Origin of the sequence: Lachnoclostridium sp. An76 (genome assembly GCF_002161355.1) — a bacterium.
GTDB classification, from domain to species: Bacteria; Bacillota; Clostridia; order Lachnospirales; family Lachnospiraceae; genus Mediterraneibacter; species Mediterraneibacter caccavium.
In genome coordinates, this window is sequence record NZ_NFHL01000004.1 from 186,839 (window position 1) to 212,546 (window position 25,708).

38 protein-coding genes are annotated in these 25,708 nt (G+C 48.3%); 36 read left to right on the forward strand and 2 right to left on the reverse strand.

The genetic code is table 11. The annotated features are described in order from the left end of the window. Nucleotides 1-39: 39 nt before the first annotated feature. From rplB to B5G27_RS09505, 33 genes are all read left to right on the forward strand, one after another. A complete protein-coding gene (rplB, locus tag B5G27_RS09350; RefSeq protein ID WP_087178637.1) occupies nt 40-882 on the forward strand; it encodes a 50S ribosomal protein L2 in 843 nt (280 codons plus the stop codon). Nucleotides 883-908: 26 nt separating this feature from the next. After that, the gene (gene rpsS, locus B5G27_RS09355) at nt 909-1,190 is read left to right on the forward strand and encodes a 30S ribosomal protein S19 (RefSeq protein ID WP_087178638.1); all 282 of its coding nucleotides are present in this window, start codon (nt 909-911) and stop codon (nt 1,188-1,190) included. Between the two features lie 31 nt (nt 1,191-1,221). Continuing rightward, entirely contained in the window at nt 1,222-1,608 is a 387-nt protein-coding gene (gene rplV, locus B5G27_RS09360; protein WP_087178639.1) for a 50S ribosomal protein L22, read from the forward strand. Nucleotides 1,609-1,617: 9 nt separating this feature from the next. Beyond that, nucleotides 1,618-2,274, forward strand: a complete 657-nt coding sequence (gene rpsC, locus B5G27_RS09365) for a 30S ribosomal protein S3 (RefSeq protein WP_087178640.1) — start codon at nt 1,618-1,620, stop codon at nt 2,272-2,274. Further along, the gene (rplP, locus tag B5G27_RS09370; protein ID WP_087178641.1) at nt 2,274-2,711 is read left to right on the forward strand and encodes a 50S ribosomal protein L16; all 438 of its coding nucleotides are present in this window, start codon (nt 2,274-2,276) and stop codon (nt 2,709-2,711) included. The genes rpsC and rplP overlap by 1 nt, the downstream gene beginning before the upstream one ends. Next, entirely contained in the window at nt 2,701-2,901 is a 201-nt protein-coding gene (gene rpmC, locus B5G27_RS09375; RefSeq protein ID WP_087178642.1) for a 50S ribosomal protein L29, read from the forward strand. Before rplP ends, rpmC begins: the two co-directional genes overlap by 11 nt. A 142-nt stretch (nt 2,902-3,043) precedes the next feature. Then, the gene (gene rpsQ / locus B5G27_RS09380; RefSeq protein WP_178700027.1) at nt 3,044-3,301 is read left to right on the forward strand and encodes a 30S ribosomal protein S17; all 258 of its coding nucleotides are present in this window, start codon (nt 3,044-3,046) and stop codon (nt 3,299-3,301) included. A gap of 22 nt (nt 3,302-3,323) precedes the next feature. After that, nucleotides 3,324-3,692 carry a 50S ribosomal protein L14 gene (gene rplN / locus B5G27_RS09385; RefSeq protein ID WP_004847511.1) on the forward strand — a complete coding sequence of 123 codons (369 nt, stop codon included), beginning with the start codon at nt 3,324-3,326 and terminating at the stop codon, nt 3,690-3,692. A 12-nt stretch (nt 3,693-3,704) separates the two neighbouring features. After that, entirely contained in the window at nt 3,705-4,016 is a 312-nt protein-coding gene (gene rplX / locus B5G27_RS09390) for a 50S ribosomal protein L24 (RefSeq protein WP_087178644.1), read from the forward strand. A 22-nt stretch (nt 4,017-4,038) separates the two neighbouring features. Beyond that, nucleotides 4,039-4,578: a 50S ribosomal protein L5 gene (rplE, locus tag B5G27_RS09395; protein WP_087178645.1), complete on the forward strand. Its 540-nt coding sequence runs from the start codon at nt 4,039-4,041 to the stop codon at nt 4,576-4,578. A 13-nt stretch (nt 4,579-4,591) separates the two neighbouring features. Beyond that, complete coding sequence (locus B5G27_RS09400) at nt 4,592-4,777, forward strand: type Z 30S ribosomal protein S14 (protein ID WP_004847508.1); 186 nt, start codon at nt 4,592-4,594, stop codon at nt 4,775-4,777. Between the two features lie 124 nt (nt 4,778-4,901). Then, a complete protein-coding gene (gene rpsH, locus B5G27_RS09405) occupies nt 4,902-5,303 on the forward strand; it encodes a 30S ribosomal protein S8 (protein ID WP_087178646.1) in 402 nt (133 codons plus the stop codon). 199 nt (nt 5,304-5,502) lie between these two features. Continuing rightward, nucleotides 5,503-6,045, forward strand: coding sequence for a 50S ribosomal protein L6 (gene rplF, locus B5G27_RS09410; protein ID WP_087178647.1), 543 nt, complete (start codon nt 5,503-5,505; stop codon nt 6,043-6,045). Nucleotides 6,046-6,062: 17 nt separating this feature from the next. Beyond that, the gene (gene rplR / locus B5G27_RS09415) at nt 6,063-6,431 is read left to right on the forward strand and encodes a 50S ribosomal protein L18 (RefSeq protein ID WP_087178648.1); all 369 of its coding nucleotides are present in this window, start codon (nt 6,063-6,065) and stop codon (nt 6,429-6,431) included. Between the two features lie 16 nt (nt 6,432-6,447). After that, on the forward strand, nt 6,448-6,957 hold the full coding sequence (gene rpsE / locus B5G27_RS09420; RefSeq protein WP_087178649.1) for a 30S ribosomal protein S5: 510 nt from the start codon (nt 6,448-6,450) through the stop codon (nt 6,955-6,957). 52 nt (nt 6,958-7,009) lie between these two features. Then, nucleotides 7,010-7,192 carry a 50S ribosomal protein L30 gene (gene rpmD / locus B5G27_RS09425; RefSeq protein ID WP_087178731.1) on the forward strand — a complete coding sequence of 61 codons (183 nt, stop codon included), beginning with the start codon at nt 7,010-7,012 and terminating at the stop codon, nt 7,190-7,192. A gap of 20 nt (nt 7,193-7,212) precedes the next feature. Beyond that, a complete protein-coding gene (gene rplO, locus B5G27_RS09430) occupies nt 7,213-7,653 on the forward strand; it encodes a 50S ribosomal protein L15 (protein WP_087178650.1) in 441 nt (146 codons plus the stop codon). Next, nucleotides 7,653-9,005, forward strand: coding sequence for a preprotein translocase subunit SecY (gene secY, locus B5G27_RS09435; RefSeq protein WP_087178651.1), 1,353 nt, complete (start codon nt 7,653-7,655; stop codon nt 9,003-9,005). The genes rplO and secY overlap by 1 nt, the downstream gene beginning before the upstream one ends. Nucleotides 9,006-9,143: 138 nt before the next feature. Then, nucleotides 9,144-9,788 carry an adenylate kinase gene (locus B5G27_RS09440; protein ID WP_087178652.1) on the forward strand — a complete coding sequence of 215 codons (645 nt, stop codon included), beginning with the start codon at nt 9,144-9,146 and terminating at the stop codon, nt 9,786-9,788. Between the two features lie 5 nt (nt 9,789-9,793). Further along, nucleotides 9,794-10,036, forward strand: a complete 243-nt coding sequence (locus B5G27_RS09445; RefSeq protein WP_087178653.1) for a KOW domain-containing RNA-binding protein — start codon at nt 9,794-9,796, stop codon at nt 10,034-10,036. Between the two features lie 104 nt (nt 10,037-10,140). Beyond that, on the forward strand, nt 10,141-10,359 hold the full coding sequence (gene infA, locus B5G27_RS09450; protein ID WP_004847497.1) for a translation initiation factor IF-1: 219 nt from the start codon (nt 10,141-10,143) through the stop codon (nt 10,357-10,359). Between the two features lie 166 nt (nt 10,360-10,525). Continuing rightward, the gene (rpmJ, locus tag B5G27_RS09455; protein ID WP_003497809.1) at nt 10,526-10,639 is read left to right on the forward strand and encodes a 50S ribosomal protein L36; all 114 of its coding nucleotides are present in this window, start codon (nt 10,526-10,528) and stop codon (nt 10,637-10,639) included. 557 nt (nt 10,640-11,196) lie between these two features. Then, nucleotides 11,197-11,565, forward strand: a complete 369-nt coding sequence (rpsM, locus tag B5G27_RS09460) for a 30S ribosomal protein S13 (RefSeq protein ID WP_087178654.1) — start codon at nt 11,197-11,199, stop codon at nt 11,563-11,565. Between the two features lie 155 nt (nt 11,566-11,720). Continuing rightward, the gene (gene rpsK / locus B5G27_RS09465; protein ID WP_005613028.1) at nt 11,721-12,116 is read left to right on the forward strand and encodes a 30S ribosomal protein S11; all 396 of its coding nucleotides are present in this window, start codon (nt 11,721-11,723) and stop codon (nt 12,114-12,116) included. 80 nt (nt 12,117-12,196) lie between these two features. Next, nucleotides 12,197-12,790: a 30S ribosomal protein S4 gene (gene rpsD, locus B5G27_RS09470; protein WP_087178655.1), complete on the forward strand. Its 594-nt coding sequence runs from the start codon at nt 12,197-12,199 to the stop codon at nt 12,788-12,790. 59 nt (nt 12,791-12,849) lie between these two features. Next, the gene (locus B5G27_RS09475) at nt 12,850-13,809 is read left to right on the forward strand and encodes a DNA-directed RNA polymerase subunit alpha (protein WP_087178656.1); all 960 of its coding nucleotides are present in this window, start codon (nt 12,850-12,852) and stop codon (nt 13,807-13,809) included. Nucleotides 13,810-14,104: 295 nt separating this feature from the next. Further along, a complete protein-coding gene (locus B5G27_RS09480) occupies nt 14,105-14,641 on the forward strand; it encodes a bL17 family ribosomal protein (RefSeq protein ID WP_087178657.1) in 537 nt (178 codons plus the stop codon). Between the two features lie 169 nt (nt 14,642-14,810). After that, nucleotides 14,811-15,131, forward strand: a complete 321-nt coding sequence (locus B5G27_RS09485) for a DMT family transporter (RefSeq protein ID WP_087178658.1) — start codon at nt 14,811-14,813, stop codon at nt 15,129-15,131. Nucleotides 15,132-15,330: 199 nt separating this feature from the next. Next, on the forward strand, nt 15,331-17,949 hold the full coding sequence (gene adhE / locus B5G27_RS09490) for a bifunctional acetaldehyde-CoA/alcohol dehydrogenase (RefSeq protein WP_087178659.1): 2,619 nt from the start codon (nt 15,331-15,333) through the stop codon (nt 17,947-17,949). A 402-nt stretch (nt 17,950-18,351) separates the two neighbouring features. After that, on the forward strand, nt 18,352-19,626 hold the full coding sequence (locus B5G27_RS09495) for an ATP-binding protein (protein ID WP_162611227.1): 1,275 nt from the start codon (nt 18,352-18,354) through the stop codon (nt 19,624-19,626). 199 nt (nt 19,627-19,825) lie between these two features. Next, a complete protein-coding gene (locus B5G27_RS09500) occupies nt 19,826-20,581 on the forward strand; it encodes an aminoglycoside phosphotransferase family protein (RefSeq protein WP_087178660.1) in 756 nt (251 codons plus the stop codon). Nucleotides 20,582-20,881: 300 nt separating this feature from the next. Beyond that, nucleotides 20,882-21,022: a hypothetical protein gene (locus B5G27_RS16440; RefSeq protein ID WP_242958286.1), complete on the forward strand. Its 141-nt coding sequence runs from the start codon at nt 20,882-20,884 to the stop codon at nt 21,020-21,022. Between the two features lie 27 nt (nt 21,023-21,049). Beyond that, nucleotides 21,050-21,868 carry an MBL fold metallo-hydrolase gene (locus B5G27_RS09505; protein ID WP_087178661.1) on the forward strand — a complete coding sequence of 273 codons (819 nt, stop codon included), beginning with the start codon at nt 21,050-21,052 and terminating at the stop codon, nt 21,866-21,868. Nucleotides 21,869-21,892: 24 nt separating this feature from the next. On the opposite strand, the gene B5G27_RS09510 is transcribed toward B5G27_RS09505, so the two are convergent. Further along, nucleotides 21,893-22,222 (reverse strand): helix-turn-helix transcriptional regulator, encoded by a 330-nt coding sequence (locus B5G27_RS09510; RefSeq protein ID WP_162611228.1) that lies wholly within the window; start codon nt 22,220-22,222, stop codon nt 21,893-21,895. 188 nt (nt 22,223-22,410) lie between these two features. On the opposite strand from B5G27_RS09510, the gene B5G27_RS09515 reads away from it, so the two are divergent. Further along, nucleotides 22,411-22,638: a hypothetical protein gene (locus B5G27_RS09515; RefSeq protein WP_143449684.1), complete on the forward strand. Its 228-nt coding sequence runs from the start codon at nt 22,411-22,413 to the stop codon at nt 22,636-22,638. A 114-nt stretch (nt 22,639-22,752) separates the two neighbouring features. On the opposite strand, the gene B5G27_RS09520 is transcribed toward B5G27_RS09515, so the two are convergent. Continuing rightward, nucleotides 22,753-23,820 carry a cell wall hydrolase gene (locus B5G27_RS09520; RefSeq protein ID WP_087178664.1) on the reverse strand — a complete coding sequence of 356 codons (1,068 nt, stop codon included), beginning with the start codon at nt 23,818-23,820 and terminating at the stop codon, nt 22,753-22,755. Between the two features lie 144 nt (nt 23,821-23,964). On the opposite strand from B5G27_RS09520, the gene B5G27_RS09525 reads away from it, so the two are divergent. Further along, nucleotides 23,965-24,813: a Cof-type HAD-IIB family hydrolase gene (locus tag B5G27_RS09525; RefSeq protein ID WP_087178665.1), complete on the forward strand. Its 849-nt coding sequence runs from the start codon at nt 23,965-23,967 to the stop codon at nt 24,811-24,813. Next, nucleotides 24,807-25,634 (forward strand): undecaprenyl-diphosphate phosphatase, encoded by an 828-nt coding sequence (locus tag B5G27_RS09530; RefSeq protein WP_087178666.1) that lies wholly within the window; start codon nt 24,807-24,809, stop codon nt 25,632-25,634. Before B5G27_RS09525 ends, B5G27_RS09530 begins: the two co-directional genes overlap by 7 nt. The last annotated feature ends 74 nt before the right edge of the window (nt 25,635-25,708 follow it).

The window sequence follows — 25,708 nt, forward strand, 5'->3', positions numbered from 1 at the left end:
TGAAACGAATAATTAGAGCAGACGAAAGGAGAGACAGTAATGGGAATCAAAACCTATAACCCATATACACCTTCCAGAAGACAGATGACAGGGTCTGATTTCTCTGAGATCACAAAGACAACTCCTGAGAAATCCCTCCTGGATTCAAAGAAAAGAAACGCAGGCCGCAACGCACAGGGTAAGATCACTGTAAGACACCGCGGCGGCGGAGCTAAGAAGAAATATAGAATCGTAGACTTCAAGAGAAATAAAGACGGAATTCCGGCTAAGGTCATCGGTATCGAGTACGATCCGAACAGAAGCGCGAACATCGCTCTGATCTGCTACGCAGACGGCGAGAAAGCTTACATCCTTGCACCGGAAGGACTGAAAGACGGCATGACTGTCATGAACGGCGCAGAGGCAGAGGTAAGAGTAGGAAACTGCCTTCCGCTTTCCGAGATCCCGGTTGGTACTCAGGTACACAACATCGAGCTTTACCCGGGAAGAGGCGGACAGCTCGTACGTTCCGCAGGAAACAGCGCGCAGCTCATGGCGAAAGAAGGAAAATATGCAACACTGAGACTTCCGTCAGGTGAGATGAGAATGGTTCCGATCATCTGCCGCGCATCTGTAGGTGTGGTAGGAAACGGGGAGCACAACCTGATCAACATCGGTAAAGCGGGACGCAAGCGCCACATGGGTATCCGCCCGACAGTGCGCGGTTCTGTTATGAACCCGAACGACCATCCGCACGGTGGTGGTGAAGGTAAGACTGGTATCGGCCGCCCGGGTCCGTGTACTCCGTGGGGTAAACCGGCACTTGGTCTTAAGACCCGCAAGAAGAAAAAAGCTTCCAACAAGCTGATCGTAAGAAGAAGAGACGGAAAAGCGATTAAATAATCAGATTCACAAGGAGGTTAGAACCTATGGCTCGCTCACTTAAAAAAGGACCATTTGCAGACGCTCACTTACTGAAAAAAGTTGACGCTATGAATGCATCTGGCGATAAATCAGTTATTAAGACATGGTCACGCCGTTCTACGATCTTCCCGTCATTCGTCGGCCACACATTTGCCGTACATGACGGAAGAAGACATGTGCCGGTATATGTTACAGAGGACATGGTAGGACACAAACTCGGTGAGTTCGTTGCGACAAGAACTTACAGAGGCCACGGCAAAGACGAGAAGAAGTCAAAAGTAAGATAAGATTCATATATTTCGAAAGGAGGGTTCATCCATGGCAAAAGGACATAGATCCCAGATCAAGAGAGAGAGAAACGAGCAGAGAGATACAAGACCTTCAGCCAAGATCTCTTACGCAAGAGTATCTGTTCAGAAGGCCTGCTACGTTCTTGATGCCATCAGAGGTAAGGATGTAACAACAGCACTCGGAATCCTGGCATACAATCCGAGATATGCTTCAACAGTGATAGAGAAACTTCTTAAGTCAGCGATCGCAAACGCTGAGAACAACAACGGTATGAGCGCAGACAACCTGTACATTGAGGAGTGCTACGCAAACAAAGGACCGACAATGAAGAGAATCAGACCGAGGGCACAGGGCAGGGCTTACAGGATCGAGAAGAGAATGAGCCACATCACAATCGTGCTGAATGAAAGATAGGAGGGCATTATGGGACAGAAAGTTAATCCTCATGGCTTGAGAGTCGGCGTTATCAAAGACTGGGATTCCAAGTGGTACGCAGAGAAAGATTTCGCTGACAACCTTGTTGAAGACCACGAGATCAGAACATTTTTAAAGAAGAGATTATACAGCGCAGGAATCTCCAGGATCGAGATCGAGAGAGCTTCCGACCGCGTGAAGATCGTTGTATATACAGCTAAGCCGGGTGTTGTGATCGGCAAGGGCGGTTCCGAGATCGAGAAGGTGAAAAAAGAGCTTGCGAAGTACACAGACAAGAAGCTCATCGTTGACATCAAAGAGATCAAGAGACCGGACAAGGACGCACAGCTCGTAGCTGAGAACATTGCCCAGCAGCTTGAGAACCGTATCTCCTTCAGACGTGCCATGAAGTCCTGCATGTCAAGGACAATGAAGGCAGGCGCTCTCGGAGTGAAGACATCCGTATCCGGACGTCTCGGCGGCGCTGATATGGCCCGCACAGAGTTCTACAGCGAGGGAACGATCCCGCTGCAGACACTCAGAGCTGACATTGATTATGGATTCGCAGAAGCTGACACAACTTACGGAAAAGTCGGTGTAAAGGTTTGGATTTACAAAGGCGAGGTTCTTCCGACTAAAGCAGATAAGGAAGGGAGCGATAAATAATGTTAATGCCAAAAAGAGTAAAACGTCGTAAACAGTTCCGTGGTACCATGAAGGGTAAAGCTCTCAGAGGTAACACGATCGCATATGGTGAGTACGGTATCGTCGCAACAGAGCCGTGCTGGATCCGTTCCAACCAGATCGAGGCAGCCCGTGTTGCCATGACACGTTACATCAAGCGTGGCGGTAAGGTGTGGATCAAGATCTTCCCGGATAAGCCGATCACAGCTAAGCCGGCTGAGACCCGTATGGGTAGCGGTAAAGGTACGGTTGAATACTGGGCAGCAGTAGTAAAACCGGGCCGTGTAATGTTTGAGATTGCAGGAGTACCAGAGGAAATCGCTAGAGAGGCACTTCGACTTGCAATGCATAAATTACCTTGCAAATGCAAAATCGTTTCTCGCGCAGACTTAGAAGGCGGTGATAACAGTGAAAACTAATACATTTGTAAAAGATTTAAGAGGAAAATCCGTAGAGGAATTAAACCAGGAATTAGTAGCTGCTAAGAAGGAACTCTTCAACTTAAGGTTCCAGAATGCCACAAACCAGTTGGATAACACAAGCAGGATCAAGGAAGTAAGAAAGAATATCGCTCGTATCCAGACTCTGATCACAGAGGCTGGCCGATAGGCTGGAAGCACTTGGCGAGGTAGTGTCGAGCCTAGTGCGAAGCCGTTCTTTGAGATTAGTGAGAACGAGCCGTCAGGCGAAGATCGAGCTTAGCGAAAAGAACTTCCTTAACTTCCATAAAATGATTGAAAGGAGAAGAAAAGTGGAAGAGAGAAATCTTAGAAAAACCCGTGTGGGCAAGGTTGTCAGCGACAAGATGGACAAAACGATCGTTGTTGCAGTTGAGGACCATGTAAAGCACCCGCTTTATAAGAAGATCGTAAAGAGAACTTACAAGCTGAAAGCTCACGATGAGCAGAATGAGTGTAAGATCGGAGATACAGTAAAAGTTATGGAAACAAGGCCGCTGTCCAAGGACAAGAGATGGAGACTTGTGGAAATCATGGAGAAAGCGAAATAATTTTTGAAGGAGGTTTACCTGCATGATACAGCAAGAAAGCAGACTGAAAGTAGCAGACAATACAGGCGCGAAAGAGCTGCTGTGCATCCGTGTGCTTGGCGGTTCTACAAGAAGATATGCGAGCATCGGCGACGTGATCGTTGCGACTGTTAAAGATGCAACACCAGGCGGCGTTGTGAAAAAGGGAGATGTCGTGAAAGCCGTAGTTGTCCGTTCTGTAAAAGGTGCACGCCGTAAAGACGGTTCCTATATCAGATTCGATGAAAATGCTGCTGTTATTATAAAAGACGATTTAAACCCGCGTGGAACACGTATTTTTGGACCAGTAGCACGTGAGCTCAGAGAGAAACATTTCATGAAGATCGTTTCCCTCGCTCCGGAAGTACTCTAGGAGGTGCCGAAGATGTCAACAATGAAAATTAAAAGAGGCGACACTGTAAAGGTCATCGCCGGCAAAGATAAAGACAAAGAGGGCAAAGTAATTGCCGTAAACAAAAAAGACGGTAAAGTCCTGGTTGAAGGCGTCAATATGCTGACAAAGCACACAAAGCCGAGCGCTGCGAACCAGAATGGCGGTATCATCCATCAGGAAGGCTACATCGATGCGTCCAACGTAATGTACGTACACAAGGGACAGCCGACAAGAGTAGGATTCAAGATGGACGGCGACAAGAAAGTTCGTTTCGCTAAGAAGACAGGCGAAGTGATCGATTAATCAAGGAAGGAGGTCCAGGACTTTGAGTAGACTGAAAGAACAGTACCAGAACGAGATCGTTGATGCAATGATCAAGAAATTTGGATATAAAAACATTATGGAAGTGCCGAAGCTCGACAAGGTTGTGATCAACATGGGCGTCGGCGAGGCAAAGGAAAACGCAAAGCTTTTAGAGTCTGCGATCGCTGATATGGAGAAGATCGCAGGACAGAAAGCCGTTGTGACAAGAGCAAAGAATTCCGTGGCTAACTTCAAGATCAGAGAAGGTATGCCGATCGGATGCAAGGTTACTTTAAGAGGCGAGAAAATGTATGAGTTCGTTGACCGCCTGATCAACCTTGCGCTCCCGCGTGTGCGTGACTTCAGAGGTGTAAACCCGAACGCATTCGACGGAAGAGGAAACTATGCGCTTGGTATCAAGGAGCAGCTGATCTTCCCTGAGATCGAGTACGATAAGATCGACAAAGTCAGAGGTATGGATGTAATCTTCGTTACAACTGCCAAGACTGACGAGGAAGCACGTGAATTATTGACACAGTTCAATATGCCGTTTGCTAAGTAAAGGAGGGAAAGACATGGCAAAGACATCAATGAAGATCAAACAGCAGCGCAAACCGAAATTCTCTACAAGAGAGTACAGCCGCTGCAGAATCTGCGGACGTCCGCACGCGTATCTGAGAAAATATGGAATCTGCCGTATCTGCTTCCGTGAACTGGCATACAAAGGACAGATCCCGGGTGTTAAGAAGGCAAGTTGGTAGGCACTGAACACTTGGCGAAGCCAAGCGTCAGCGCCGGCTGAGTCTAGTGAGAAGGCCGTTCTTGGAGCGGAGCGACAAGAACTTCCTTGTAATAGTTAAAGAATGAATAGGAGGATATCTATCAATGACTATGAGCGATCCGATTGCAGATATGCTTACAAGAATCCGTAACGCAAACACTGCAAAACATGATACAGTAGATGTACCGGCATCCAAGATGAAAATTGCTATCGCAAACATCCTGCTTGATGAAGGATATATCGCAAAATATGACCTTGTAGAAGACGGACACTTCCAGACGATCCACATCACACTGAAATACGGCGTGGATAAGAATGAGAAAGTTATCTCCGGACTGAAGAGAATCTCCAAACCGGGTCTTCGTGTTTACGCAAGCACAGAGAATATCCCGAAGGTTCTCGGTGGACTGGGAACAGCGATCCTTTCTACAAACAAAGGTGTCGTAACAGACAAAGAAGCAAGAAAGCTCGGCGTAGGCGGAGAGGTTCTCTGCTTTATCTGGTAAGCACTGAACACTTGGCGATGCCAAGCGTCAGCGCAGGCAGAGCTTAGTGAGAAGGCTGTTCTTTGAGCTTAGCGAGGTATTTTCGAGCTTAGCGAAAAGGACTTCCTTATAAAAACCCCCGCGCCGAAAGGCGCATGCAACTGAAAACAGAGCAGCCACCGCAGCTGCTCCGAAAATCTAAGTTAAGGAGGAAACAGGTATGTCACGTATCGGAAGACTGCCGGTAGCGATCCCGGACGGAGTGACCGTTGAGATCGCAGAGAAGAATGTAGTGACTGTAAAAGGTCCGAAGGGAACTCTCACAAGAGAGCTTCCGGTTGAAATGGAAATCAAAGTTGAAGACGGACACGTAGTAGTAACAAGGCCGAACGATCTCAAGAAGATGAAATCTCTTCACGGCCTGACAAGAACACTGATCAACAACATGGTTGTAGGTGTTACTCAGGGATATGAGAAAGTCCTTGAGGTAAACGGTGTAGGTTACAGAGCTGCAAAGTCTGGAAATAAACTGACACTGAACCTTGGATACTCTCATCCAGTCGAGATGATCGATCCGGAAGGCGTTGAGACTGTTCTGGAAGGTCAGAATAAGATCACAGTAAAGGGCATCGACAAAGAGAAAGTCGGACAGTATGCCGCTGAGATCAGAGATAAGAGAAGACCGGAGCCGTACAAGGGCAAAGGTATCAAGTACGCTGATGAGGTCATCAGACGTAAAGTTGGTAAGACTGGTAAGAAATAAATAAGGAGAGTGTGAAAATGGTTAGTAAGAAATCAAGAAGCGAAGTTCGTAGAAAAAAACACATGAAATTACGCAACCGTTTCAGCGGAACAGCAGAGAGACCGCGTCTCGCTGTATTTCGGAGCAACAATCACATGTATGCTCAGATCATTGACGACACGGTTGGAAATACACTGGTTGCAGCCTCCACTCTTCAGAAAGACGTGAAGGCAGAGCTGGAGAAGACAAACAATGTCGAAGCAGCAGCATACCTTGGAAAAGTGATCGCTGAGAAGGCGAAAGAGAAAGGCATCACAGATGTCGTATTCGACAGAGGCGGATTCATTTACCAGGGAAAGATCAAAGCACTGGCAGACGCGGCAAGAGAAGCCGGGCTGAATTTCTAGGGAAGGGAGAACACAGATGAGACAGGAACGTATTGATGCTAGTCAGATGGAATTATTAGAAAAAGTAGTATCGATCAAACGTGTTACCAAGGTTGTTAAAGGTGGTCGTAACTTCCGTTTTACAGCTTTAGTTGTTGTCGGTGACGGCAATGGCCATGTTGGTGCAGGTTTGGGAAAGGCTGCTGAGATCCCGGAAGCGATCCGCAAGGGAAAAGAAGACGCGATGAAGAAGATGATCACAGTATCACTCGATGAGAATGCGAGCGTGATCCACGATGTGATCGGAAAATTCGGAAGCGCTTCCGTACTCCTTAAGAACGCTCCGGACGGTACTGGTGTGATCGCCGGCGGTCCGGCCCGTGCCGTGATCGAGATGGCAGGGATCAAGAACATCCGTACAAAATCTCTTGGATCTAACAACAAGCAGAATGTCGTACTTGCTACGATCGAAGGCCTGAAAGAGATCAAGGCGCCTGAAGACGTTGCGAGACTGCGCGGCAAGTCAATTGAGGAGATCATGGGCTAATTGACAGGCCTATATGGAAACAGGTTCTGTCACACAAGGAGGTAAGATTGAAATGGCAAACTTAAAAGTTACATTAGTAAAGTCTACAATCGGCTCCATACCGAAGCATAAGAAGACAGTTGAGGCTCTTGGTCTCAGGAAGACAGGCAAGACAGTCGTACTGCCGGACAATGCAGCTACAAGAGGTATGGTACAGCAGGTAAGACATTTGGTTAAGGTTGAAGAAGAGGCATAAAAAGATAAGGAGGTAACGTCATGGACTTATCAAACTTAAGACCGGCAGACGGTTCTAAACAGAGTGATAATTTCAGAAGAGGCCGTGGACATGGTTCAGGAAACGGTAAGACAGCCGGCAAAGGCCACAAAGGACAGAAGGCTCGTTCAGGTGCGACAAGACCTGGCTTCGAAGGTGGTCAGATGCCTTTATACAGAAGAATCCCGAAGAGAGGTTTCACGAACAGGAACTCTAAGACGATCGTGGGTATCAACCTGGGCGCTCTTGAGAGATTCGAGGACGGCGCGACAGTGTCTGTTGAGACACTGATCGAGAGCGGGATCGTTAAAAACCCGAGAGATGGAGTTAAAATTCTTGGAAATGGAGAGTTAACTAAGAAGCTTACAGTTCAGGCTAACGCATTCAGCGCAAAAGCTGCTGAGAAGATTGAAGCACTTGGTGGAAAAGCAGAGGTGATCTAATGCTTAAGACAGTACGCAGAGCATTCCAGATAGAAGACATCAGAAAAAGGATTTTCTTTACATTTTTAATGCTCATTGTTGTAAGGCTTGGATCAGAGCTGCCTACACCGGGAGTCGATCCGACCTTTATTCAGGAATTTTTTGCACAGCAGACCGGTGACGCTTTCAACTTTTTTGAGGCGTTCACCGGCGGCTCCTTTACAAATTTCTCAATCTTTGCCCTGAGTATTACACCGTACATCACATCTTCCATCATTATGCAGCTCCTTACCATCGCGATCCCCAAGCTGGAGGAGATGCAGAAAGAGGGAGAAGAGGGCAGGAAAAAGATCGCGGCTATCACAAGATATGTGACAGTCGGTCTTGCTCTGATCGAGTCCACAGCTCTTGCGGTAGGACTCGGACGCCAGGGACTCCTTGAGGAGTACAATTTTGTAAACTGTGCGATTGTTGTATGTACACTGACAGCCGGAAGCGCATTCCTTATGTGGATCGGTGAGCGTATTACGGAAAATGGCGTCGGAAACGGTATCTCTATCGTCCTTCTGATCAACATTATCTCACGTGTACCGAATGACTTTGTGACACTGTATACTCAGTTTATGAGTGGGAAGAAGCTGGCGATGGCGGCTCTTGCAGGTGTGATCATCGTGGCAGTGATCCTTGTTGTCGTGATCTTTGTCGTAATACTTCAGAGCGGCGAGAGAAGGATCGCGGTCCAGTATTCCAAGAAAGTACAGGGAAGGAAGACATACGGCGGACAGTCTACGCATATCCCGCTGAGAGTAAATACGGCAGGTGTTATCCCGGTCATCTTTGCATCATCGCTGATGCAGACCCCGATCGTGATCGCCGGATTCCTCGGAAAGGGGAATGGAACAGGCATCGGAAGCCAGATACTTGCCGGGATGAACTCCAGCAACTGGTGTAATCCTGACAGACCGATCTACTCGATCGGACTTCTGGTATATATTGTGCTCACTATATTCTTTGCGTATTTCTATACATCGATCACTTTTAATCCGTTGGAGATCGCAAATAATATGAAGAAGAGCGGCGGCTTTATCCCGGGTATCCGCCCCGGAAAGCCGACGGTTGAGTATCTGCAGAAGATCCTCAATTACATTATTTTCATAGGCGCGTGCGGTCTGGTCATCGTTCAGGTCATCCCGTATTTCTTCAATGGTGTGTTTGGAGCCCAGGTATCCTTCGGCGGAACCTCCATCATCATCATCGTGGGTGTTGTGCTTGATACGATCAAGAAGATCGAGTCACAGATGCTTGTGAGAAATTACACAGGATTTTTAAATAACAAGGGAAGCAACATGTCCAACAGCTTCCTCGGATACTAAACCATACAAGCTCGCGCAGTTTTGTCCTGAAAAGGGGAAAACTGCCGCGGGCTGATGGCTTATATAAGGCAATGCCCCCGCGGAAAGCCGGGGAATGCAGTATAAACAACTAAATAAAAGGAACGGAGGTATGAGTTTATGAAGATCATCATGCTGGGCGCGCCGGGCGCAGGAAAAGGGACACAGGCAAAGAAGATTGCGGAGAAGTACGGTATCCCGCACATTTCCACAGGAGATATCTTCCGCGCAAACATCAAGAACGGCACAGAGCTTGGGAAAAAGGCAAAGACCTATATGGACCAGGGACTCCTCGTGCCGGATGAGCTGGTGGTGGATCTGGTTGTTGACAGAGTGAACCAGGATGACTGCACAAAAGGGTATGTGCTCGATGGATTCCCGCGTACGATCCCCCAGGCAGAGGCGCTGGACAAAGCGCTCTCGGAGATGGGACAGAAAGTGGATTATGCCATCAATGTGGAAGTGCCTGACGAGAACATCGTAAACCGCATGTCAGGGAGAAGGGCATGCGTGGACTGCGGCGCGACATATCACATCGTGTATGCGCCGACAAAGGAAGAGGGCGTCTGCGACAAGTGCGGAGGCAGCCTGATCTTACGGGATGACGATAAGCCGGAGACAGTGCTTAAGAGACTTGGTGTTTACCATGAGCAGACTCAGCCTCTGATCGACTATTACACCCAGTCAGGGATACTCAAAGAGGTTGACGGGACGATCGACATCAACGAGGTCTTCGCAGAGATCGTGAAGATCCTGGGAGAGTAGCCCGGATGGAAATGGGACCGGGGACACTTGTCAGATCAAAGGCGGGACGGGACAGAGGAGCCCTTTACGCTGTGATCCGCAGTGATGAGAAGTATGTTTATGTGGCGGATGGGGAGAGATTCCCCCTCTGCCGTATGAAAAGGAAAAACCGAAAACATCTTCAGCCGATCTATAAGGTGCGGCTGGAAGCAGCGCCGGACGATGAGGCGCTCCGGGATGCAGTAAGGAAATATAAGGAAGCAATGTAAGGTTTGCCCGCTGACGCGGCGGGGACAGTGGAAGATTGTCCTGCCGCAGCGGCTCATGGCACAAAAGCCGGAGCTCGGATGCGCCGGGATCAGGAGGAGTGAATATGTCAAAAGCTGACGTGATCGAGATTGAGGGAGTTGTAGTTGAAAAGCTCCCGAATGCAATGTTTAAAGTGGAGCTGGAAAACGGACACATCGTTCTTGCCCACATCAGCGGTAAGCTGAGAATGAATTTTATCAAGATCCTGCCGGGAGATAAGGTGACGTTGGAGATGTCGCCGTACGACCTGAGCAAGGGAAGGATTATCTGGAGAGATAAATAAGGAAGATCCCCGGTTACCGGCCGGGGGTCTTTTTTCGGAAACTGCAAAATTTTCTGTTGACTTTGATCTATACACGGTGATATACTATGGGATGGTCACTATTGGGGTGGTGTGCCCAATTGGCCGGAAAATGTAGGCAGAGCAAAGAAGGGAAGGAGGATTTGACATGAAGGTTAGATCATCAGTAAAACCAATTTGTGAAAAATGCAAGATCATTAAAAGAAAAGGAAGCATCAGAGTAATCTGCGAGAATCCGAAGCACAAACAGCGTCAAGGCTGACACTGAACACTTAGTGAAAGCAAGCCGGCAGGCGCAGCTTGAACTTAGTGAGAAGGTCCGTCCCAAGCGTTAGTGAGCCCGAGCCAAAGGCGAAGGGGGAACTTAGGCGCACGGACGTGCAGTGGATTGATGCACGTTTACCAGTGAATATAAATGGGAAGCGTGCGGCATGATTTAAGCGGCTGACAGCGCAGCACACAAGGCGTGTGCAGAGCTGTTTCATATACAAGTAAGGATACACCGCACCTGTATACAGGTACCGCAGGGCGCGTGTTCTGGCATTTTCACAGCAGCATGTTGAGACAAATAAGCGAAAATGCGATTGTATATTGCTTCTAATACCCGGCATTTGCATTGGCGGATTTCAATACAGATCCGTGCCGGGAAAGGGCGTGGAAGAGAAACACGCCTGGGCTGGGATATCGGGCGGATAGAAATCTATACATTTATTATAGAAGGAACCCGGTAGGATGCAGACACCAGAGAGCAGAGATACTGCAAGCATCCGCAGCCTCAGTTAAAGACAGTATCAAACAAAGAAAATGGAGGAAAGACACATGGCTCGTATTGCAGGTGTAGACTTACCAAGAGACAAACGTGTAGAAATCGGTTTGACTTATATTTACGGAATCGGAAGAACAAGTTCAAACCGCATCTTAGCAGAGGCAGGAGTTGACCCGAACACACGCGTGAGAGATCTTACAAGTGAGGAAGTAAAGAAGATCAGCGCAGTGATCGACGAGACTCAGGTCGTAGAGGGTGATCTCAGAAGAGAGATCCAGCTCAATATCAAGAGACTGAAAGAAATCGGTTGCTACCGTGGGATCCGTCACAGAAAAGGACTTCCGGTACGTGGTCAGAAGACAAAGACCAATGCAAGAACATGCAAAGGTCCGAAGAGAACAGTTGCAAACAAGAAAAAGTAGGCCGAAAGCAACTTAATGAGAACGAGCTGAAAGCGAAGTTTGAATTTAGTGCGAGGCCGTCCGCGAATCTTAGCGAATGCAAGCTGAAAAGCGCAGCATGAGCTTAGCTGAGCGGACTACCTTTTGAAGAGATTAAAGAAAGTAGGTTAGTTTAAATGGCAAAGAAAGTTGCAAAGAAAGTAACAAAAAAGCGTGTCAAGAAAAACGTTGAACGAGGACAGGCACATATCCAGTCATCTTTTAATAATACGATCGTAACATTAACAGATACACAGGGAAATGCTCTTTCATGGGCAAGCGCTGGCGGCCTGGGATTCAGAGGTTCAAGGAAATCTACTCCGTATGCAGCACAGATGGCAGCTGAGACAGCAGCAAAGGCAGCTCTTGTGCACGGACTTAAATCCGTAGATGTATTCGTAAAAGGACCGGGATCAGGAAGAGAAGCAGCGATCCGTGCCCTTCAGGCATGTGGTATCGACGTAGTGAGCATCAAGGACGTAACACCGGTTCCGCACAACGGATGCCGTCCGCCGAAGCGCAGAAGAGTGTAATTACAGATCTGATCACTGACGTACAACGGAAATCAAGAATTGCGGCGTGATGCCGCTGTGATAAAATTAGGAGGATAGACATGGCAGTAAACAGAGTTCCTGTTCTTAAAAGATGCCGTTCATTAGGCATGGATCCGATTTATCTCGGAATCAATAAGAAATCTAACAGACAGCTGAAGAGATCAAACAGAAAAATGAGCGAGTATGGTCTCCAGCTCCGTGAGAAACAGAAAGCAAAATTCATCTACGGCGTTCTCGAGAAACCGTTCAGAAACTATTTCGAGAAAGCAAAACAGATGGAAGGCATGACAGGCGACAACCTGATGAGACTTCTTGAGTCCAGACTGGACAATGTAATGTTCCGCATGGGATTTGCAAGAACAAGAAAAGAAGCAAGACAGATCGTTGACCACAAGCACGTGCTTGTAAACGGCAAGCAGGTAAATATCCCGTCTTACCTTGTAAAGGCAGGAGACACGATCGAAATCAAAGAGAATAAGAAAGGCTCACAGAGATACAAAGAGATTCTCGAAGTGACAGGCGGAAACATGATCCCGGACTGGCTTGAGGTTGACTCAGAGAATCTGAAAGGAACAGTGAAAGAGCTTCCGGCAAGAGAAGCTATCGATGTTCCGGTAGATGAAATGTTGATCGTCGAGTTATATTCTAAGTAATATCGGCTGCAACAGCGTATCCCCTCAACATTTTAAAACCCATAAGGAGGGTCTGTGTAGTGTTTGATTTTAATAAACCTAATATTGAAATTACGGATGTTTCAGATGATAAAAAGTATGGAAGATTTGTCGTAGAACCGCTGGAGAGAGGCTACGGTACAACACTTGGAAACTCCCTGAGAAGGATCATGCTTTCTTCTCTTCCGGGAGCTGCCATCAGTTCCGTAAAGATCGACGGCGTGCTCCACGAGTTCAGCTCCATCCCGGGTGTGAAGGAAGATGTCACGGAGATCATCATGAACCTGAAATCTCTTGCCATCAAGAACACATCTGAGTCAGATGAAGTGAAGACCGCGTATATCGAGTTCGAGGGAGAGGGCGTTGTAACAGGCGCTGACATCCAGGCGGATTCCGATATCGAGATCGTCAACCCGGAGCAGGTCATCGCTACGCTGAGCGGCGGTAAAGACAGCAGACTGTATATGGAACTGACCATTTCAAAGGGCAGAGGATATGTAAGTGCAGATAAGAATAAGACCGAGGACATGCCGATCGGCGTGATCCCGATCGATTCCATCTACACACCGGTCGAGCGTGTGAACCTTACTGTGGAAAATACCCGTGTGGGACAGATCACAGACTATGACAAGCTTACGCTGGATGTATGGACAAAAGGCACGATGCTCCCGGACGAGGCAGTCAGCCTCGCGGCGAAAGTGCTGAGCGAGCATCTGAAACTCTTTGTGGATCTGTCAGAAGTTGCCCAGGCAGCGGAAGTCATGATCGAGAAAGAGGATGACGAGAAGGAAAAAGTTCTTGAGATGAGCATCGATGAGCTTGAGCTTTCCGTCCGTTCATACAATTGTCTGAAGAGAGCCGGAATCAATACGGTAGAAGAGCTTACAAACAAGACTCCGGAGGATATGATGAAAGTCCGTAACCTCGGACGCAAATCTCTGGAAGAAGTGCTTGCAAAGCTCAAAGAGCTCAACCTGGAGCTCAACCAGGGCGACGAGTAATTCGGAACCGCCCTGTGGGAAATGAGATAAATACTCTGCCGGTAAGACCGAAGCGCGCGGCAGGGGCATTTGATTAATAAGCCCGAAGATGCATAACCAAATGTGTAGTTATAGTTCAGGCATACATTGGGCGGGAGAAGAAAACATGCCCGCATGTTTTTTCGAGCGGACATATGTATGCGCTGAGCGCCTGTTCATGAGCAAAAAAGCGGCGTCAGCCGCGGGGAGCACGCAAGTGCGGTTTTGCGAATGGCGCGACTGAACTATAACGGAAAGATTAGGAGGAAATAATAAAATGGCAAAGTATAGAAAACTCGGCAGAACATCAGGCCAGAGAAAGGCTCTGATCAGAAATCAGGTGACAGCTCTGTTAAATAACGGAAAGATCGTTACAACAGAGGCAAAGGCAAAAGAGATCCGCAAGGTCGCTGAAGGCCTGATCGCCCTGGCTGTAAAAGAGAAAGACAACTACGATGAAGTTACTGTAAAAGCAAAAGTTGCCCGCAAGGACAAAGACGGCAAGAGAGTAAAAGAAGTGGTTGACGGCAAGAAAGTAACTGTTTACGACGAAGTAGACAAGAAGATCAAGAAGGATCAGCCGAGCAGACTCCACGCAAGACGTGAGATGCTCAAGGTTCTCTGCCCGGTTAAAGAAGTTCCTGCAAAGGCTGCCGGAAAGAAAGCTAACACAAAGAACGTAGATATGGCAGAGAAACTCTTTACAGAGATCGCTCCGAAGTACGCTGACCGCAACGGCGGATACACAAGGATCATCAAGATCGGACAGCGTAAAGGCGATGCTGCTATGGAGGTCCTGATCGAGCTTGTGTAATCATCTGATGATGATCAGTATGATAAAAATATCTGAATAAGAAAAAGAAATTTGCCACCGGGTAAATTACAGCGCTGTGACTGTGTCGTTAGGTCTTAGAAGACACAGCTCCAGCGCTTTTCTTTTGCGCTGCGGGCGGGGGCAGATAGAAAAGGAGAGTGCACATAAGATGGAATGGGTGTTTTTAGTGATCGCAGGGGGCCTGGAAGTGTTCTGGTCCACATGCATGAAATATTCGGAAGGGTTTACTGTCCTGAAGTTCTCTGTGCTGACAGTTGTGGGAATGATCTTCAGCTTTTTGTTTTTGTCCCAGGCGACAAAGAGTCTGCCCCTGGGGACTGCCTACGCGGTCTGGACAGGGATCGGGGCACTGGGTGCTGTGATCGTGGGTATCGTACTGTTTAAAGAGCCGGTGACTGCGGCGAGGATCTTCTTTGTGTCGCTGCTGCTGATCGGGATCGTGGGGCTGAAGGCGACGTCAGGACACTGACAAAAGAGAGAAATCGGTATTACTTCCTGAGTACATGGAACAATGGTCTGAACGAGTTTGGCTAATATGCACAACTACCGTTAAAAAAATAACGTTAAAATATTAACAAATAACAGGTTGACAAATATTTAACGATTCGTATATACTTAGTCTTGTGGGAACAAACCAGATTGATTCAATTACAGGAGGATTTATCAAAATGGCAGAGAAAGAAAAAGTAGTCGTGCCTGAGATCATCGACAATGTAGAAGCTCTTGAAGCGAAGATGAAAGCGATGCGCGAAGCGCAGAAGATCTTCGCTACATTCACACAGGAGCAGGTGGACAAGATCTTCTACGAGGCAGCTATGGCAGCCAACAAGCAGCGTATCCCGCTGGCTAAGATGGCAGTCGAAGAGACACAGAGAGGTGTCATGGAAGACAAGGTCATCAAGAACCACTACGCAGCAGAGTACATCTACAATGCGTACAAAAACACAAAGACATGCGGCGTGATCGAAGAGGATCCGGCTTACGGCATCAAGAAAGTTGCAGAGCCGATCGGACTTGTCGCAGCGGTCATCCCGACGACAAACCCGACTTCCACAGCGATCTTCAAGACTCTGATCTGTCTGAAGACAAGGAACGCGATCATCATCAGCCCCCATCCGGCTGCAAAGGCATGTACCATCGCAGCTGCAAAGGTTGTCCTTGACGCGGCTGTAAAGGCAGGCGCTCCGGAAGGGATCATCGGCTGGATCGATACTCCGTCACTTGAGCTGACAAACACAGTCATGAGAGACGCAGACATCATCCTGGCTACAGGCGGACCGGGAATGGTTAAGGCTGCTTACTCTTCAGGAAAACCGGCTCTCGGTGTTGGCGCGGGTAATACACCGGTCATCATCGACGATACAGCAGATATCAGAATGGCAGTAAACTCTATCATCCATTCCAAGACATTTGACAATGGTATGATCTGTGCTTCCGAGCAGTCTGTAACTGTTCTGGACAGCGTATACGACGCAGTGAAGAAAGAATTCGCATACAGAGGCTGCTATTTCCTGAAACCGGGCAAAGAGCTTGACGCAGTGCGCAAGACGATCATCATCAACGGCGCCCTGAACAGCAAGATCCCCGGAAAATCCGCATACGAGATCGCAAAGCTCGCAGGCGTTGACGTACCGGAGAATACAAAGATCCTGATCGGTGAAGTAGAGTCTGTTGATATCTCCGAAGAATTTGCTCACGAAAAATTATCTCCTGTACTTGCTATGTATAGAGCAAAAACATTCGACGAGGCTCTTGAGAAAGCAGCTCAGCTCGTTGCTGACGGCGGATACGGACATACATCCTCCCTGTACGTACACCCGGCAGAGAAGGAGAAGATCCAGAAGCACTACGAGGCAATGAAGACATGCCGTGTCCTGATCAACACACCGTCCTCACAGGGTGGTATCGGTGACCTTTACAACTTCAAACTCGCTCCGTCACTGACACTTGGATGCGGTTCATGGGGCGGAAACTCTGTATCAGAGAACGTAGGAGTAAAACATCTTCTGAATGTGAAGACAGTTGCCGAGAGGAGAGAGAATATGCTGTGGTTCAGAACACCTGAGAAGGTATACTTTAAGAAAGGCTGTATGCCGGTAGCTCTGGACGAGCTTGGCACAGTGATGCACAAGAAGAAAGCGTTTATCGTAACAGATACATTCCTTTACAAGAACGGATATGCAAAACCGATCGAGGAGAAGCTCGATTCAATGGGAATCCAGCACACATGCTTCTATGATGTAGCTCCGGACCCGACACTGCAGTGCGCTCAGGAAGGCGTGAAGCAGATGAGATCCTTTGAGCCTGACACGATCATCGCTCTGGGCGGTGGTTCTGCAATGGATGCTGCCAAGATCATGTGGCTCATGTACGAGCATCCGGAAGCAAACTTCGAAGACATGGCTATGGACTTCATGGATATCCGCAAGAGAGTATTCACATTCCCGAAGATGGGCGAGAAGGCTTACTTCGTAGCAATTCCGACATCTTCAGGTACAGGTTCCGAGGTGACTCCGTTCGCGATCATCACAGACGCTGAGACAGGCGTTAAATGGCCGATCGCTGACTACGCTCTGCTTCCGAACATGGCAATCGTTGACGTTGACAATGCTATGACAGCTCCGAAAGGACTGACAAGCGCGTCCGGTATCGACGTTATGACACATGCGATCGAGGCATATGTATCCATCATGGCATCCGACTACACAGACGGACTTGCAATGAAGGCTGTTAAGCTTGTATTCGACAACCTTCCGTCCGCATACGAGAACGGCGCGAACGATCCGAAGGCACGTGAAGAGATGCACAATGCTTCCTGCATGGCAGGTATGGCATTCGCAAATGCGTTCCTCGGCGTGAACCACTCCATGGCTCACAAGCTTGGTGCGTTCCATCATCTGCCGCACGGTGTTGCAAACGCCCTGATCCTGACAGAAGTCATGAGATACAATGCAGCAGAAGTTCCGACAAAGATGGGAACATTCTCACAGTACCAGTATCCGCATGCACTGCAGAGATACGCAGAGCTCGGACGCTTTGCCGGATGCACAGGAAATACAGACGAGGAAGTATTCGAGAACTTCATCGCAAGACTGGAAGAGCTCAAAGAGAAGATCGGCATCAAGAAGACGATCAAAGATTACGGCATCGACGAGAAATACTTCCTGGATACTCTGGATGACATGTGCGAGCAGGCATTCAACGACCAGTGTACAGGTGCAAACCCGAGATACCCGCTTATCAAGGAGATCAAAGAGATCTACCTGAAATGCTACTACGGGAAATAATCTCGGAAGCAATTGCCAAAATATATAATATAAGGGCTGCCGGCAGTGCCGGCTTTGCCCTCTGACAGGCAGGGAGGAGACAATCCTGCAGGATCCGGACTTTTTCATGGACGGAGTTCTGCAGGGGATTGTCTCCTTCTTTTATGTAAATTATTTTTCTTCGCAGGTTTGCCGTTCTTTATGTTGATCTCAGGCTTTCTCCCGATTTTGGCGGCGTAGTGGAATGATCCGCCAAACATCGGAAAAATAATCCGCCAATCGTCGGAAAAATAATCCGCCAATCGTCGGAAAAATAATCCGCCAATCGTCGGAACAATATTCCGCCAAACATCGGAAAAACGTTGTAAAATTTATCGTTTGGGGTATAATATAGACAACGCGAATGGAAATGAGGTGTTCCGAATGAAAAACTACAGAAAAAGAATTGCCGATGATATTCTGATACGGAAATTGGAAGGCAAAGGCGCGGTGCTGATCGAAGGACCGAAATGGTGTGGTAAAACGACGACTGCTGAACAGATTGTCGCCAGCATTCTGTATATGGATGACCCGGAAAAGAAGGAACAGAACATTGCCATGTCTGAACTGAATCCCAAACGGCTGCTAAAGGGGGAGACGCCGAGGCTTATCGATGAATGGCAGCTTGCTCCAAAACTCTGGGACGCGATCCGGTTCGAGGTTGACCACCGTGACCAGCTCGGGCAGTTTGTACTCACTGGATCTGCTGTACCCGCCGATACAAGAGAAATTACTCATTCCGGTACAGGACGCTTTGCCTGGCTGACAATGAGGCCTATGAGTCTGTATGAATCGGGAGATTCTACGGGGGATGTCAGTTTGAAAGATCTGTTTTCCGGCGTGTCTGAAATTGACGGGAATTCTGATTTAAGTATCGACCGCCTGGCATTCCTTGTGTGTCGGGGTGGATGGCCTCAGGCGGTGGATATGCGTGATGAAATCGCCTTAGACCAGGCGATGGACTATTATGACGCTGTTGTCCATGCTGACATTAACCGGGCTGATAACGTGCAGAAGAATCCGGAAAGAGTGAAACGGCTCATGCGCTCCTATGCGAGAAATCAGGGCGGCCAGGTCCCTAATACTGTGCTTTCACAGGATATTGCCGCAAACGATGAAACACCGATCAGTGAAGAAACAGTTGCGGCGTATGTGAATGCCCTGCGGAAAATTTTTGTTGTAGAGGATATGCCTGCCTGGAATCCGAACCTCCGCTCTAAAACTGCGATCCGCTCCTCGGATACCCGTTATTATATCGACCCATCTATCGCGGCTGCGGCATTGGGTATCGGGCCGAATGACCTGATAAACGACTTGAAGACTTTCGGATTTCTGTTTGAAACTCTCTGTGTCAGAGATCTCCGTGTTTTTGCAGATGCTCTGAATGGAGAAGTTTACCACTACCGGGACAAGGAAGGGCAGGAGTGTGATGCGGTCGTCCATTTAAGAAATGGCAGATACGGACTTATTGAAATCAAACTTGGAGGCGACAAACTGATCGAGGAGGGAGTCAGAAGCCTGAAATCAATGGAAGCGAAAATCGATACTGATAAGATGAACGCTCCGTCTTTTCTTATGGTTTTGACGGGCATCGGGGATTACGCTTACCGCCGGAAGGATGGGGTATATATAGTGCCCATCGGCTGTTTGAAGGACTGATCCGGTAAAACAAAATATGAAAATAATATAAAATAAAAAGACTGATAGTTAAAAAATTAACAATAAAAAAGATTGAAAAAAGATAGTTAAAAATTGCACAAAATTTGCCCGGACGGGTTACATTTCTCTTTTTTCTGGTGTATAATATCCCCATCGAGAAAAAGAAATGCGCAAACGCAGATCAAGGAGGGCATGATTTATGAAGCTGGAAGAAAAAAATATTATCGTAAAACGTCCGTATAAGACAGTCTACAGATGCGATGACAGTATCGTCAAAGTATTCGCTGAGACACATCCGAAGTCAGATGTATTTAACGAGGCGCTGATCACATCCCAGATCGAGGCGACGGGCCTGGATATCCCGAAGGTAAAGGGTGTGACGCAGATCGATGGAAAATGGGCGATCGAGATCGAGTATAAAGACGGTAAGACTTTAGAAGAGATGATGAACTCCGACAAAAAGAACATCGAGAAATACATGGAAGATTTCGTAGATCTCCAGATCCAGGTACAGAGCAAGACATTCCCGCTCCTGAAAGGAATGAAAGATAAGCTCGCCCGTCAGATCAACAGCCTGAAAGAAGTAGATGCAACTACAAGATATGAGCTGCTGACCCGCCTTGAAAGTATGCCGAAGCACAATAAAGTCTGCCACGGCGATTTCAACCCGAGCAATGTGATCGTAGGCAAGAACGGCAAGATGACAGTTGTGGACTGGGCGCATGCGACACAGGGAAATGCCAGCGCGGATGCGGCTATGACATATCTCCTCTTCGCGCTGAAAGACCAGGAGACAGCAGATCTCTATCTGAATATGTTCTGCAAGAAGAGCGATACGGCAAGACAGTATGTACAGCAGTGGCTTCCGATCGTTGCAGCGGCGCAGCTTACGAAAAACAATGAATTTGAGAAAGACTTCCTGATGAAGTGGATCGATGTCATTGATTATCAGTAGGAAATAAGCGCACAAGAAGCGTATAAACAGAGCATATCGTCTCAAATACTATAGTTTAAAACAGCCTGCAGGCATCCGCCAGCAGGCTGTTTTTAGACTTATGGTATCGAATTCCTTAAATATTTCTATACAGACGAAGCACAGCTCGAGTGGCACTCGGGAACAGGATATCTCCCGGTAACAAATTCGACCTATGAGTCGGACGCTTACGCGCAGTTTATCGCTGAGAATCCTCAGTTTGCGGTAGCCGCTGACTGCGTTGCGGAATCAGATCCAAATGTACAGGAAGCAATGTGCGGCGTGGCAGGGACGATCCTTACGATCGTGAAAGACGGCATTATGAACTGCCTCGACGGTTCACTGACCGTGGATGAGGCGGTGCAGACCATGGCGGAAGAGAGCAATACCGCGATCCAGGACTACAATGACGCAAACTACTGATTATAATGAATAGGCAGAGGTGTATGGATGAAAATACATTTTTATGGCACAGGTTCTTCCGAGGGATTTCCGGCGCTGTTCTGTGAATGTGAATACTGCAGGACAGCGAGGAAGATCGGGGGAAAAAATATCAGGACAAGGTCATCCGCGCAGATTGACGAAAGCCTGCTGATCGATTTCTCGCCGGATACTTATGCGCATGAGGTATATGGCGGGCTGGATCTGACGAAGATAAAATACTTACTGGTTACCCACTCCCATACGGATCATTTCTATGCGGCTGATATCGAAGGAATCTTCCCGCCGATGGCGGAAACGTCCCCGGAGCGGAAACTGGAAGTGTACGGGAATGAGGAGATCGGAAAGCTTTTAAAAGATACTCTTCAGAAAGGATATGAGTCAAAAGTGGATTTCCACAGAACAGAGAGTTTTTATCCTTTTCAGATAGAGCAGTACACAGTGATGCCTCTCCGTGCGAACCATATGCAGTCGGAAGAATGCCACCTGTATATTATCAGCAGGGACGGCAGGACGGTTTTATATGGACAGGACTCGGCGATGTTCCCTGAGGAGACATGGGAAGAGCTGAAATTGTGGAAGTTCAGCTGTGTGATTTTGGACTGCACTTCTGTGGACAGAGATAATTATTTTGACTGCCATATGGGGATCCAGGATAATGCGAGGATAAAAGAACGCATGATAAAAGAAGGCATGGCGGATGAAGATACAAAGTTCATCGCAACTCATTTTGCCCACACATTCGCCCCTTATCATGAAAGGCTTACAGAGCTGTTCCGGCCTTATGGGATCATACCGGCGTATGACGGCATGGAAATAGAAATATAGTTTCGGTGAAAAGGCCGGCTCAGATTACTTATCTTTACGGTATGATGACGGTGTTTCCCCATAGTACTGCTTAAAAATACTTGTAAAGTGAGACTGATTTGAAAATCCGCAGGACTGAGCGATTTCCCCGATAGCGGCAGCGCTGTTTTTCAGAAGCGCTGCCGCCTTTTTTAACCGGAAACTCAGGATGCAGTCCTGGATGGACTGATGGGACACTGAGTCAAAGATCCGGTATAAATGCGAGCGGCTGATCCCCATATGATCCGCAATGCGGGCAACGGAAAGCTCTGGATCGGGATAGTTCAGCCGGATGAACTGGAGCGCTTTGTAGTAGTAATCTGCGTGGACCCACATACTCGTATGTCTTGGGGCTACGCTGATCATGCTGACCGGAGAGTATATGTTCCACAAATTTTCTACCGGGGATCCCGCCCGGCTGGGAAGCCCAGGTCGTAAGCGGGATCGCGGCGACAGCAGTCGTGTATGTTGTTGTTTCAAGATTTAAATTAATCTCCGATCATTTCACACATAATAATCTCTGGATGAGGATCTATGTGGAATTCCACGATCCGTCCTGTCTGGAGACGATCTGCAATATCCTGCAGTCATGCGGCGTCCAGGTTGGAGAGGTGACAATGAATAACCCGGGGAATTCGGGAAATTACAATGCGATCATACTTTTGAAAAACCTGGATAATAAAAGCAGCAGCCAGATAGAGGAGTTCCTGGAACATGTGACAGAGATCGATACGCTGAAGTTTCTGGATTAGCCCTGACTTCCATTTCCTGTTCCGGGCTGGAAATAAAAACAGAGGATACAAAAAACAGGACCCGTCCCATCCGAAATGGATGGACACGGATCCTGGTTTTTTATTCACTGTGTTTTACCAGCTTGGGAAGAAAAGATTTCCTCCGATGTTGACTCCGGGCCTGTTCGTTGACCCTGCGTACAGGAAGAAATAGCAGTGGGACACTGCGGCCAGCCGCGCCCCGTTGATCGCGTCCTGAGCCACCTGCATGGAGAGGTCTGTGGGACCGGAGTTGATCACATTCTGGAGACGGCCTGTCCAAACCGGCTCGAACTGTCCCTGTGCATAGATGACCCCGCTGATCGAATTGGGGAACCGGGGATCTTCCACGCGGTTCATGATCACAGTTGCTACAGCCAGCAGGGAATCATATTCCTGATGTGCTTCGCACTGGATGATCGCTGCCAGGAGCGTGACGTCGTCTGCTGTGGCGTCGATGGCTCCGCCGTTGACTACGGAATTGTCATAACCGCCGCCGGAAGAGATCGTCTCCTGGGCAGCCTGCTCTGCCGCGATGCGGGCTGCTTCTTCGGCCTTTGCCTGCTCGAGCCGTGCCTGTACGTCAGCCAGGTTTGTGGAGGTCTCCTCGGCTGTTGTCTGCAACTCCTCCTGGCGTGCAGTGAGACTGGCCTGGATCTCTTTGAGGGAATCCTGCTGGATCTCCAGTGTCTCTTTCTGGTCCTCGATCTGCTCGTGGACTTCTTTCAGGCTGTCAAGAGCAGACCTGTCATATTCACTCAGATGCTCGATAAAGTCAGCTTTATTTAAGAAATCCGTCATGTCCTCAGCAGAGAAAAGCATTTCGAGAAGTGTTGCATTTCCATGCTCATACATATATTTAATACGGGATTTCATATCTTCATACTGCTGGTTTTCGTTTTCTTCCGCTTCAGCCAGCGCATCGGATGTACGCTCGATCTCACCGTTCATGATCTCGATCTGCATTTCAGCGGTAGATATTTCTTCACTCAATGAGAGGATTTCCTCATTGATACCCTCCAGTTCGTTCTGAAGAGTCGTGCTCTGTCCTTCCAGACTGGAGATATCCTCGTCTGCGAAAGAAGGAAAAACTGAAAGTACAATTGCGAGGGAGCTGACCAGTACAACGCCTGACCTGACCCAGCGTTTTTTGTAGAGTTTCATACCTGATATTCCTTTCTCAGTGCAAGTTATTGTAATCTTTAAGTTGCCGGGAAACTATTATACTATAAATTGCGTATTTTGGCAAACTCTGATAGAATGGATTTGTGACTGAACTGAATTGACGGCACTCAGAAAGGATAAAGAATGGAACACAGGATAAAAATGATAGGGCTGGATCTGGACGGTACTCTGCTGACGGACCGAAAAGAGATCACACCGCGCACGCGGAGAGTGATCAGCCGGGCGATCGAAGAAGGGGTCGTCGTCCTTGTCGCTACCGGCAGGCCGTGGATGGGAGTCCCGGAGGAACTGCGGGAGTTCCCGGGGATGCGGTACGCGCTCACATCCAACGGGGCGAGGATCCTCGATGTACAGGAAGGGGTTGTACTGGAAGAGCATCTGCTCCCGCCGGACTCCGCGAAAAAGGCGATGCGGATCTGCGAGAAATACGATACGCTCCAGGAGATTTATTTTGACGGGCAGGGCTACGCCCCGGCGGAGAAGATGGCAAAGGTAGAGCGCTACCATAAAAATCCGAATATGTGGGAATATATGAGGAAGACAAGGATCCCGGTCGATGATATCTCTGAGTTCCTGGAGCGGGAGAACAGAGGGCTTGACAAGGTGCAGGCGCTGTTCGCGGATATGGAAGAGCGCGAGGCGGCCTGGAGAGAGCTGGAGAGGGAACCTGATCTGGAACTCGTGGGATCGCTGAGATATAATATAGAAATAAACGCGGCGGGCGTCAATAAGGGGACGGGGCTTGTGAACCTGGGCAGGCTACTCGGCATCAGACGCGAAGAGATCATGGCGTGCGGGGACGGAGACAATGACACTGTGATGCTCCGCGAAGCCGGTTTCGGTGTTGCCATGGGAAATGCGGAAGAACAGGTGAAGGAAGCGGCGGATCATATCACGCTGACGAATGAAGAGGAAGGCGTGGCAGAAGCGATCGAAAAATTTGTGCTCAGAGGAGGAGAAGGAGTATGTTAGAGATATTAAAGGCCATTATATTCGGTATTGTGGAGGGGATCACAGAGTGGCTGCCCATCAGCAGCACAGGCCATCTGATCCTGCTGAATGAATTCCTGAAGCTGGAACAGGGGGATGCGTTTTTTGAGATGTTCCAGGTGGTGATCCAGCTCGGCGCGATCCTGGCAGTGATCGTGATCTATTTCCATAAGCTGAATCCGTTCTCGCCGAAGAAAACTCAGAAACAAAAGATGATGACATGGCAGATCTGGATCAAAGTGCTGATCGGCTCTGTGCCTGCGGGTGTTGTAGGGCTGCTGTTCAACGACTGGATCGATGAAAAGCTGTACCACTGGTACGTGGTGGCGGCAATGCTCATTGTCTATGGTATCCTCTTTATTATAGTAGAGAATTATCAGAAGGGGAAAGAACCGAAGGTGAAGAAGCTCTCCCAGCTGAGCATCAAGATGCTGCTTGTCATCGGTGTGTTCCAGATGCTGGCGATGATACCCGGGACTTCCCGTTCCGGGGCGACGATCGTGGGCGCCCTCATGCTGGGGGTGTCGAGAGGTGTGGCGGCGGAGTTTACGTTTTTCCTCGCCATCCCGGTCATGTTCGGAGCGAGCGCGCTGAAGCTGTTTAAGTTTGGATTTGATTTTACGGGAATGCAGGCGGCGATCCTTATCGTCGGGATGGCAGTGTCATTTATCGTATCCGTCATTGCGATCAAATTCCTGCTGAAATATATCAAAAACCATGACTTCAAAGTGTTCGGGTATTACAGGATCGTGCTCGGTGTGATCGTATTTCTGTATTTCGGGATCACTGCCATGCTTTCATGACAGCGGCTTACATAATAAGCGATGGATCTGATCACGTATATAATTACAGGGATTACCTGCATAAAAGGCGGAAA

Excerpts from the sequence above, each read along its gene's own strand:
- rpsM (WP_087178654.1), top strand. The coding sequence starts at position 11,197 with ATGGCTCGTATTGCAGGTGTAGACTTACCAAGAGACAAACGTGTAGAA.
- secY (WP_087178651.1), top strand. The coding sequence starts at position 7,653 with ATGCTTAAGACAGTACGCAGAGCATTCCAGATAGAAGACATCAGAAAA.
- rplO (WP_087178650.1), top strand. The coding sequence starts at position 7,213 with ATGGACTTATCAAACTTAAGACCGGCAGACGGTTCTAAACAGAGTGAT.
- B5G27_RS09480 (WP_087178657.1), top strand. The coding sequence starts at position 14,105 with ATGGCAAAGTATAGAAAACTCGGCAGAACATCAGGCCAGAGAAAGGCT.
- B5G27_RS09530 (WP_087178666.1), top strand. The coding sequence starts at position 24,807 with ATGTTAGAGATATTAAAGGCCATTATATTCGGTATTGTGGAGGGGATC.
- B5G27_RS09485 (WP_087178658.1), top strand. The coding sequence starts at position 14,811 with ATGGAATGGGTGTTTTTAGTGATCGCAGGGGGCCTGGAAGTGTTCTGG.
- rplN (WP_004847511.1), top strand. The coding sequence starts at position 3,324 with ATGATACAGCAAGAAAGCAGACTGAAAGTAGCAGACAATACAGGCGCG.
- rplB (WP_087178637.1), top strand. The coding sequence starts at position 40 with ATGGGAATCAAAACCTATAACCCATATACACCTTCCAGAAGACAGATG.
- rpsH (WP_087178646.1), top strand. The coding sequence starts at position 4,902 with ATGACTATGAGCGATCCGATTGCAGATATGCTTACAAGAATCCGTAAC.
- B5G27_RS09440 (WP_087178652.1), top strand. The coding sequence starts at position 9,144 with ATGAAGATCATCATGCTGGGCGCGCCGGGCGCAGGAAAAGGGACACAG.
- rpmJ (WP_003497809.1), top strand. The coding sequence starts at position 10,526 with ATGAAGGTTAGATCATCAGTAAAACCAATTTGTGAAAAATGCAAGATC.
- B5G27_RS09520 (WP_087178664.1), bottom strand. The coding sequence starts at position 23,820 with ATGAAACTCTACAAAAAACGCTGGGTCAGGTCAGGCGTTGTACTGGTC.
- infA (WP_004847497.1), top strand. The coding sequence starts at position 10,141 with ATGTCAAAAGCTGACGTGATCGAGATTGAGGGAGTTGTAGTTGAAAAG.
- B5G27_RS09495 (WP_162611227.1), top strand. The coding sequence starts at position 18,352 with ATGAAAAACTACAGAAAAAGAATTGCCGATGATATTCTGATACGGAAA.
- B5G27_RS09510 (WP_162611228.1), bottom strand. The coding sequence starts at position 22,222 with ATGTGGGTCCACGCAGATTACTACTACAAAGCGCTCCAGTTCATCCGG.
- B5G27_RS09445 (WP_087178653.1), top strand. The coding sequence starts at position 9,794 with ATGGAAATGGGACCGGGGACACTTGTCAGATCAAAGGCGGGACGGGAC.
- B5G27_RS09525 (WP_087178665.1), top strand. The coding sequence starts at position 23,965 with ATGGAACACAGGATAAAAATGATAGGGCTGGATCTGGACGGTACTCTG.
- rplV (WP_087178639.1), top strand. The coding sequence starts at position 1,222 with ATGGCAAAAGGACATAGATCCCAGATCAAGAGAGAGAGAAACGAGCAG.
- rpsD (WP_087178655.1), top strand. The coding sequence starts at position 12,197 with ATGGCAGTAAACAGAGTTCCTGTTCTTAAAAGATGCCGTTCATTAGGC.
- rplR (WP_087178648.1), top strand. The coding sequence starts at position 6,063 with ATGGTTAGTAAGAAATCAAGAAGCGAAGTTCGTAGAAAAAAACACATG.
- adhE (WP_087178659.1), top strand. The coding sequence starts at position 15,331 with ATGGCAGAGAAAGAAAAAGTAGTCGTGCCTGAGATCATCGACAATGTA.
- rpsS (WP_087178638.1), top strand. The coding sequence starts at position 909 with ATGGCTCGCTCACTTAAAAAAGGACCATTTGCAGACGCTCACTTACTG.
- B5G27_RS09400 (WP_004847508.1), top strand. The coding sequence starts at position 4,592 with ATGGCAAAGACATCAATGAAGATCAAACAGCAGCGCAAACCGAAATTC.
- rpsK (WP_005613028.1), top strand. The coding sequence starts at position 11,721 with ATGGCAAAGAAAGTTGCAAAGAAAGTAACAAAAAAGCGTGTCAAGAAA.
- rpmD (WP_087178731.1), top strand. The coding sequence starts at position 7,010 with ATGGCAAACTTAAAAGTTACATTAGTAAAGTCTACAATCGGCTCCATA.
- rpsC (WP_087178640.1), top strand. The coding sequence starts at position 1,618 with ATGGGACAGAAAGTTAATCCTCATGGCTTGAGAGTCGGCGTTATCAAA.
- rplP (WP_087178641.1), top strand. The coding sequence starts at position 2,274 with ATGTTAATGCCAAAAAGAGTAAAACGTCGTAAACAGTTCCGTGGTACC.
- rplX (WP_087178644.1), top strand. The coding sequence starts at position 3,705 with ATGTCAACAATGAAAATTAAAAGAGGCGACACTGTAAAGGTCATCGCC.
- B5G27_RS09500 (WP_087178660.1), top strand. The coding sequence starts at position 19,826 with ATGAAGCTGGAAGAAAAAAATATTATCGTAAAACGTCCGTATAAGACA.
- rpsE (WP_087178649.1), top strand. The coding sequence starts at position 6,448 with ATGAGACAGGAACGTATTGATGCTAGTCAGATGGAATTATTAGAAAAA.
- B5G27_RS09505 (WP_087178661.1), top strand. The coding sequence starts at position 21,050 with ATGAAAATACATTTTTATGGCACAGGTTCTTCCGAGGGATTTCCGGCG.
- B5G27_RS09515 (WP_143449684.1), top strand. The coding sequence starts at position 22,411 with ATGAGGATCTATGTGGAATTCCACGATCCGTCCTGTCTGGAGACGATC.
- rplF (WP_087178647.1), top strand. The coding sequence starts at position 5,503 with ATGTCACGTATCGGAAGACTGCCGGTAGCGATCCCGGACGGAGTGACC.